This window comes from Gilliamella sp. B3801 (genome assembly GCF_026536645.1).
Taxonomy (GTDB): domain Bacteria; phylum Pseudomonadota; class Gammaproteobacteria; order Enterobacterales; family Orbaceae; genus Gilliamella; species Gilliamella apicola_I.
Window position 1 is genome coordinate 258,711 of the sequence record NZ_JAFNNR010000004.1, and the last position, 6,309, is coordinate 265,019.

Consider the following 6,309-nt stretch of genomic DNA (forward strand, 5'->3'; position numbering starts at 1 on the left):
TCGATTATTTATATTATCGACCCTGAAAATATTTGAGTTTATTACTCTGCTGCTGGAGCTTCTTCAACAAAGCTTTCTTCAGATACTAGAGATTGATTTTGTTCACGACCAGCACGAACGGCTTCCGCAACTGCATTTGCATATAATTGAATTGCACGAATTGCGTCATCATTACCTGGAACGATGTAATCAATACCATCTGGATCTGAGTTGGTATCAACAACAGCAACGACTGGAATACCTAAATTGTTAGCTTCTTTGATAGCGATATGTTCATGGTCTGCGCCAATAACAAAAATCACATCGGGTAAGCCACCCATATTTTTAATTCCACCCAAGCTATTTTCTAATTTAGCCATTTCACGAGCACGCATCAGTGCTTCTTTTTTGGTTAATTTGTCAAATGTACCATCACTAGCTTGTGTTTCTAAATCTTTAAGACGTTTGATTGATTGACGTACTGTTTTCCAGTTAGTCAACATACCACCTAACCAACGGTGATTAACGTAGTATTGTCCACAGCTTTCAGCGGCTTGTTTAATCGCTTCGCTTGCTGCTCGTTTTGTACCAACAAATAAAATTTTACCTTTACGTGCAGCCACTTTGTTTAATTCAGCTAACGCTTCGTTAAACATTGGTACTGTTTTTTCAAGGTTGATAATGTGAACTTTGTTACGCGCACCAAAAATAAATGGTTTCATTTTTGGGTTCCAATAACGGGTTTGGTGTCCAAAGTGTACACCTGCTTGTAACATATCGCGCATTGATACTGTAGTCATGATTTCCTCATTTTGACGTTGGGGTTATGCCTCCACATATCCGCTTTAACCGACCTTATTGCATAAAACAAAAGGCACCCCGGAAAAGAGTAATGATATGTGTGTGTTATAACGTTAATTAAAGTTTAAAATTTGTGCTGACTCTCACAACGATTTTTTTGAAAAATGAATGTGAAAAGTAGCGCGCGTTTTATACCATATTTAGATAAATATTGCTAGTTTTATTTATATCGATGTGATTTTTATTGGCAAAAAAAAGATTTACAGTCATAATAAATGAGGATTAAGTTATCGATTAACGCCTTAAATATAATTTTTAAATACCATCAATTTCATTTCATAATTTAATAATGCATAATCCATATTTTTTATTACGCTATTTTTATTAAAAAATGATTTTATTGAATCGTTTTTTTATTTTAAAGTGGCTCAATTCGACCCGTACCGGCAAATCACTCAACTCAACATTAATCATGTTTTACTCTGTCTATTCACCTTGATAGCGTTGTTCAAAAACGTCTAATGTTTCTGAGACTAGCTTTATATCACAATGCAATTTTAACTGTAGCGAATTTAACCATGCCCACAATGTCTGATTACGCGCGTTACACTGTTGTGCCAGTTCCACTTCTGATGGCTTTTCATCAAAAATATTCGCAATATCTTCTTCAAGACATATTTTTTTTAAATGCGTCAGCCCAATCAGCTTGTCCAATAAAGCAACCGGAAATCTTCGTTGACGTAAACGCAAATCCACTATTTTATCGTTCGGTAACAGATCTAATAAATAACTAAAATCATGTTGATTCACATCCATCATTAGTTCACCTTGAGTATCAATATAGCGAAACATAATACCCGAACTGGCATTTAACTTAATTTCGCAATGATATTTAGCCTGTATTGCTAACAACAACGTGATAAGTGCATGGTTACGCGTATCACGCTCCTTTTGTTTAATCAATCGCTCATCTTCTGGCAAGATTTCTAAGCTATAATCGCTAATACCATGTTCGTCAAAAAATAACCAGGTTAACTGCGGCAGATCCATCGATTTTGTTAACAAGGCTAATGACAAATGTTCTGTTACTATTTCTAATCGTTTTACGGGCTGAAAATCAGTGAGCTCAGCAAAATATTCAAAGTTTTCATCACTAAAAATGTTAAGACTTACTTTTTCCGCCAAAGGGTAATAAGCCAGTAATCCTGATAAACTATTAGCCGGTAACGGAAGATCATCATACTGAACCAGTTTTCCAAAGCTTGCTGTATCTTTGGTATCTAAAACAAAAGAATTAATCTGATTTTGCTCATTTACACTTATACAGAAACTTGATCGGTTGTTAATATCTCCTTTAGTACAATCAACGCTAATTAGCCGTTTATAATCCCACTTAAATACACTTCTGAACTCTTCGTAATTAGCCTGATATTCGCGCACTAATCCTGAGCCATCGACATACCAATTAATCCATTCAACGTCATAACCATCAATCCACAATGACTCGACACACACAAAACCGTCATAGTATTTATAAGTTACCCCGTTTAACAACTCACCTTGATAATAGACAGGATCATCAGATTCATAATACTCATCATCTTCTATCACCGCAAAATCGATTTTTACCCCACTGCTGTGCTGATAAAAACCAAACGCTTGTTCCCCCGTGATTTTGCCTTCGGTCATTTGGTACACTTTATGCAACTTTTGTTCTCGATGGTCATATGCCAACCCACTAAATAACACATCATTTAAAAAATAAAAGCCTTGAATAAGCTGTAAATGGCTTAATTCGACCCGTACCGGCAAATCAAACGGTTTAATATCGGTTCTGTTACTCATGGTTACTCTCCTTTTCGCTTCGTTACCACGTTAATAAGTGGATCTAATATACCACTACAATTACGACAGGCTACAAATGGTTGTCCAAATTGTTCTTTATTTTTTGGGTCTTTGACATAGACAGTATAAACGTCAATATCCTTGAAATGTAATTCTGGCTTTATATCTTTCGCACGCAGTTGTTTAAACACATCATCTACCGCCAATATTTCAGCATGCGCACCAGGCATTCCATCAAAATTTGACAAATTATCTTTATGTTTTATAAGATATTGTTCAATCAATTTTTCCGTCGCTTCATCCATCTTTTTATCAGGATAATACGGTTTTAAAGTCGCAATATACCCTTTGATATCAACTACCTTAATTGGCGCCGATTGACCCGTAAATTCGCCTTGTACAACAACCTTTGCTTTTAGCGCATGCTTTAACGTAAAAGGTAAATTATTAAATTCCTTAGCACTTTCAAAGTCCATGCCATGAATAGTACAAGTTGCTTTTGAAGCAGCAACCTTACTTTTCCATCCATCTTCTTTAGAAATGCGTTCCCTAACGTCTGCCTGTAAACTTTGTAGATTACTACGTTTATCTTCATATATACGGGTATTAACGACCGTTTTACTGATCTTTTGATCACCATTTCTGGCTAAGATTTGTATTTTGCCTTCTGGGTTTGAATTTAATAATGCGACTCTTGTTGCCTCAAAGGGATCAGTTAAATTAATATGCTTATTAAGTTCATTAGATAAGAAAAATTCACTGTTAATTGTGCTATTTAATATCCGAAAATAATTAGCAGGAGGAATGACAGCATTCGGTAGATTGTTGTTAGCAATTGAGATAGTTGTATTATTCGTTAATGGTAATAAATTCTGCTCTTGCAACTGTTTAACAGATACACGCATTTGCGGCATATCGGCTAATTCAACTTTTGGTAGCGCAACTCCTGTTGATTTTTTTTCCATTTCTGTTAGTTGATCTATAATGATGCTATTTGGATCGTTTATAAAGGCATCGATTTCTTCTCGACTTAGTTTTTGAACTAAATTCGAATCTTTCTTTATAAAATCAAAATTTGCTTTAGTGTTTTTTAAATTGAGATAAACTAACGCGCCAGTTAACACCCCTGCTCCAATTAAAGTCATAATTTTTGATAGTTTTTCATCAGGAGGAAGCGATTTATCTTTTATTACAGTGTAAATAGCTGACGCAATATCGGTAGAAATCATAATACCTTGCACACCATTTGTCGTTACTTCACCAATTAACATCGCTTTAATGGCATTCACTTTCATGGTATTCGTACCTACTTGGGATAAAAATTTAAGCGGTCCCCATTTCGCCAAGGCTAGCCCCGCACCAGTGCCTAACATATTGCCAACAATATTTAATGCATCAAAACCATCATCTTTCCAATTACTAAAACCTTTATTATAACGTTGCGTTATATTGATAGCTGATGAGCTAATACCTGCAGTAGCCGATAATATTATTGCCCCATAAGTCCAAAATGCTGCTGTTGCTATTTGCCCCGAAGGTACAAACAATGTTATTGCGCCGGCAACAATTAATGCACCAAATGCAAGATAAGTGAGGGCTGTTGAAATACTGTCAAGCCAAGTTTTGCCGTCAGTTGAAAATTGATATTCTTCAGTAAAATTATGATCTTCTATAGTCCAAACAAGTAACCCTTCACCATCATATTTAGGGATTTCAAGTGTTGGATGACTAACACTTAAATATCGACATTTTAATATGCCCTCTGGATAACGATTATCACTTTCCCATTCATCTAAGGCATCTAGCAGAGCAGCTTGTTCTGTATCTCCCTTACCTTCAAATACACCACACCACCCTTGTTGTAGGGGATTAGTCCAATCTAATAAATAAACTGTTTTTTCATGATAAAAATAACATACTTGTAGTAGGATTGAGTTGGTATCAGGATATTCATACGAATAATGTCTGGCACTCATCATTTTGAAATGATTTCTGTGACTTAATGGTATTTTTTCTAACAAATTTTCTAATTTATCGCAAAATTGTTTCCTATTTTCTTTGCGTTCATTATATTTTTCTTGTTGTTCTTCATCCAATTCACTGTATTTTTCTAAAGTCTCAATTATATTATTTTGTTTTTTAATGTTGTGGATAAATTCAAATGGGTTTTCTGTTTCTTCAAATGTCGCTGGGTCATAACTCAAGCAATCACCTTGACTCACCACATGTTGTACATAATGATAAATTTTGGCTTCACCACCCAACAATTCCCTGACGATACACATTACAGTATGTACACCAACCAGATTCCATTTTGCATTAAGCCATTCGGGACCAAATGGTCCAAAAAAATTACTCTGTTTACTTTTTTCTCTATTTGTATGATTAATACATACCCAACGAATAGATAAGTCTTTTATATCTTTAGCATTGGGGTTGACTTTTTTTAAATAAAAGGACATTGTCCTATTAGGTGTTACATACCTTAAAGAAGGGCTAGCAACAATGATATAATCCTCTACAGTATCCATTGTTTTAAATCCTAATTGTTTTTATTGATTGAATTAGCTTTAGCTAATAGAAAATTAATGAGATCTTTGTGGTTATTGTAAGGACCAATTGATTTTTCTATATTTTTAACCAGATCTTGATGATAGATTTGTTTATAAACTTCAATTGTTTTTGCAACAATTTCTTCCGCAAAACACAAATAATCAATCATTTTTTCTGCGTTTCCGGCTTCTATTGCATTATGTAATCGCTGTGCATTTGCTTTAGCTAAAATATCGTCTTGATCTGGATAGGCATAAGCATATTCCATTCCTTGTGGCACATTTTTTAATACAACTTTTCCTTCACGGTCTAATCTTCCTTGCCTTAATTCGCCATTTTTAAACCGTACAACATACTTGGTCATTGGGATTCGATAGCCATCTTCAGTTTCTAAGATCAACGTTAAACCTTCTTGCATGTCTTGTTCTGTAAATAATGCAGGTACATTTATTGGTTCGTAATTTAATGTTTTTGGTCCCATTTTTTGCATCGCATTACATTTCATGTACACATTATCCGGTGTGCCCAGTACAATGCCTTTTTCGCTAATTTCAATGTATGAACCGCCACACATTAAAGCGATTGTTTTGTCTGCGCTTAATGTCATTTTGCTGTCTACACTGTCAATGTGGACATCTTGTTTAGCCGCCATATTCAGGTTGGCATTTTGGGCTTGTGTTTCAATATCCCCTTGGTTGGCAAAAACCTTCATTCCCGATTTGTGAGCAAATAACCCTATCGCATCGCCCGATGTTAGTGTGATGTTTTTTAATGCCGTGATGTCGGTCTGGTTTTCAGCGGTGACACTCACGCTGTTACCGGTTGATAGCTGGATGTTTTCAGGACTGGTTAACGCAATACCTTGCTGAGCGTAAGCTAATATGCCACTTTGCGCCAGACCGGTTAAGTTTGCCTTGAGCTGGTCTTGGCTGTCGGTGTCAGCACCGTGGGCTTCGGCTTGATTGGCGGCATTTTGCAGTGATTTAGCAATCGATAAGGCGTTTTCTAGTTGCGCAATCGCATCTTGCATATCCAGCTGTTTACCTTGCGCTTTCGGCTCGGTCTGGCTGGTCAGGTATAAGCCTTTTTCAGCCGCTATCGCCCCCCATTCATCAGTGCGCAGTTCAAACC

The 6,309-nt window shown here is 36.0% G+C and carries 4 protein-coding genes; all 4 read right to left on the bottom strand.

Translation table 11 applies throughout. From position 1 onward, the window contains the following. Positions 1-41 precede the first annotated feature (41 nt). Positions 42-779, bottom strand: a complete 738-nt coding sequence (rpsB, locus tag J3U14_RS05335; RefSeq protein WP_267350174.1) for a 30S ribosomal protein S2 — start codon at positions 777-779, stop codon at positions 42-44. A gap of 487 nt (positions 780-1,266) precedes the next feature. Beyond that, the gene (locus J3U14_RS05340) at positions 1,267-2,625 is read right to left on the bottom strand and encodes a hypothetical protein (RefSeq protein WP_267350173.1); all 1,359 of its coding nucleotides are present in this window, start codon (positions 2,623-2,625) and stop codon (positions 1,267-1,269) included. Positions 2,626-2,627: 2 nt separating this feature from the next. After that, positions 2,628-5,156: a YwqJ-related putative deaminase gene (locus J3U14_RS05345; protein ID WP_267350171.1), complete on the bottom strand. Its 2,529-nt coding sequence runs from the start codon at positions 5,154-5,156 to the stop codon at positions 2,628-2,630. A gap of 11 nt (positions 5,157-5,167) precedes the next feature. Then, on the bottom strand, positions 5,168-6,309 hold a 1,142-nt coding region (locus tag J3U14_RS05350), incomplete at its 5' end, for a DUF2345 domain-containing protein (protein WP_267369583.1).

Bases quoted from the DNA above. Each gene is read 5' to 3' on its own strand.
- J3U14_RS05345 (WP_267350171.1), bottom strand. From the start codon at position 5,156: ATGGATACTGTAGAGGATTATATCATTGTTGCTAGCCCTTCTTTAAGG.
- J3U14_RS05340 (WP_267350173.1), bottom strand. From the start codon at position 2,625: ATGAGTAACAGAACCGATATTAAACCGTTTGATTTGCCGGTACGGGTC.
- rpsB (WP_267350174.1), bottom strand. From the start codon at position 779: ATGACTACAGTATCAATGCGCGATATGTTACAAGCAGGTGTACACTTT.